Raw genomic sequence first — 2,390 nt, forward strand, 5'->3', positions numbered from 1 at the left:
CGGCCAGCAGGGCCAGCAGCAGTCTGGCGGCCAGCAGGGCCAGCAGCAGTCCGGCCAGCAGGGCCAGCAGCAGTCCGGCCAGCAGGGCCAGCAGCAGTCTGGCGGCCAGCAGGGCCAGCAGCAGTCCGGCCAGCAGGATCAGCAGCAGTCCGGCGGCGGCCAACAATCCGGTGGCGGGCAGCAGGAACAGAATAAACAGGAACAACAGGAACGCGAAAAAGCTAAAAAGAAAGAAAATGGCGCCGTGGCTGTTTTGGATGAAGGCACGCCCGCTATCACCGCGTCACCTGACTTACTGGCTCCTCAGGCCATAGCACCTAAAGCCCAGACCTCCAAGGTTGAGGCAACTCCTGCAGCGACAGCCCAGGCCGAGGTGCCCTCTGCAGCGACAGCCCAGGCCGAGGTGCCCTCTGCAGCGACAACCCAGGCCGAGGTGCCCTCTGCAGCGACAGCCCAGGCCGAAGTGCCCTCTGCAGTGACAGTCCAGGCCGAGGTGCCCTCTGCAGCGACAACCCAGGCCGAGGTGCCCTCTGCAGTGACAGTCCAGGCCGAGGTGCCCTCTGCAGCGACAGCCCAGCTTGAGACATCACAGACCGAAAGTCCTTCATCAGATGCAACAGCAGGGACAGCTGATTCTGCTGACACAGCACCATCACGTCTTACCATTACCCAGAAAAATGAAATCACTGACAATATCAATACGATCATAGGCGGCATCACTGATAAGGACAATATCAGCGCTGATACAGTCAACGCAATTACTGATATATTCAAGAATGAGGACCTGAGCCTGAAAGAGACTGTCGATCTCATCAATACAGTTAAGAGCATCACTGCAACTGCAGGATTAAGCGAAAAAGGCGCCACTGCAATCAGTGATGCCATTTTAACCTCTTTCTCCGATAGCAAGTTCGAAGAGCTCCTTAACGATCCCAAGTCTCTTGATGCATTGAACAACCTTTACAACCAGGAATGGTGGAAAGCCGAAAATGCCTCTGATTTCTGGAACAGCCAGCTTGAGCTTATGAAGACAGACCTAGGGAAAGATGTCCTCTCAAGCATGTATAACCAGATCTGCTCCGATACCACGGGCACTATGGCCAACCAACTCCTCCAGAGCCAGATGGGCCTCATAACCAACAACAATCTCGATGCTCTCACAAACCTTTATAATCTCTTCGGCACCGATCTCACGAATAATTTCTCCACCTATTTCGCGGAAACGCTTGCCCTTGCCACGGGAACTTCAACGGGACTCAGCGCCTTCGCTTTCGTCTATAACGGCGTATCATTAAACTCATCCCTCTCGTCGGCGGTCACCAATCTCCTCACCAATTCAGGGGACTTTACGCCCGACGCTTCACTGCCTTCATTCTGGCCGCCTGTTTCTTCAGAGGCCTCAAGTTCCGCAGGAGGTTCGGCGGTTGCAGTAGCAGGGTCAGGTTCGGCGGTTGCAGTAGCAGGGTCAGGTTCGGCGGTTGCAGTAGCAGGGTCAGGTTCGGCGATTGCAGTAGCAGGGTCAGGAGCAGCAGTTGCCGCAGCGGGAACTGCAGTAGCAACAACACAGCAGAGCATCTCTTCACTTGAGCAACTTCTTTCCAATCTGACCTCTGGCGCGGCAGCCGATGCAGCCTCCGCGCTGATAAATACTCTCGGCAACAGCTTTGACAACCTTACGGCTTTCCTCAACAGGACAGCAAATACCCCGACAGAGGCCACTGCCTTCACTTCAACGCTCAATAATTCAAGTGCAACAGCCTTTGCAGGGTTTCTCAGCACTACTTCAACTGACAGCAGCAAGGCAACGGCGTTTACCAAGACGCTGAATGCCACCAGTGACAGTCCTCTCAGTACTTTTCTTGGGAAGACATCATCAACAACGGCCACTTCCGACTCATTCACCCAGATGCTCAGCCTGGCCAGCAACAACAGTCTCGAAGGCTTCCTCGCAAGGACAGCGCTCCAAAGTATCCTTGCTTCACCTTTCCTGTCAGCTCTCGCAATGAGTGACCCGACATTCCTTTCAGGCTTCCTGAACATCCTGGGGACCTCATCGCTTTTTGCCACGCCATTCACCTCAACAATGGCAATTGCAGAGCAGATGAAGCTTTCCCAGTTCCTGGGCACGACAGCGTCATCATCAATGCTTGCCACACCTCTTACCCTCGCTATCGCTGCGAGTGACGACACTGCATTGGGCGCTTTGCTGAACAAGACTTCATCGGCAGAAGCACTCGCCACGCCGTTTACGCTCACACTGAGCACAAGCGACGAGAAGGCGCTCACATCGATTCTCGGCAGGACCTCGCAGAGCGAAAAGCTCGCCACGCCGTTCACGCTCACACTGAGCACAAGCGACGAGAAGGCGCTCACATCGATTCTCGGCAGGA

At 55.1% G+C, this 2,390-nt stretch carries 2 protein-coding genes; one reads left to right on the forward strand and one right to left on the reverse strand.

Features of this window, described 5'->3' with window-relative positions; genetic code table 11:
* On the reverse strand, positions 1-205 hold a 205-nt coding region (locus tag RDV48_25895), incomplete at its 3' end, for a hypothetical protein (GenBank protein ID MDQ7826261.1).
* 39 nt (positions 206-244) lie between these two features.
* On the opposite strand from RDV48_25895, the gene RDV48_25900 reads away from it, so the two are divergent.
* On the forward strand, positions 245-2,390 hold a 2,146-nt coding region (locus tag RDV48_25900), incomplete at its 3' end, for a hypothetical protein (GenBank protein ID MDQ7826262.1).

This window comes from Candidatus Eremiobacterota bacterium, from assembly GCA_031082125.1.
GTDB lineage: Bacteria > Vulcanimicrobiota > CADAWZ01 > CADAWZ01 > Ess09-12 > Ess09-12.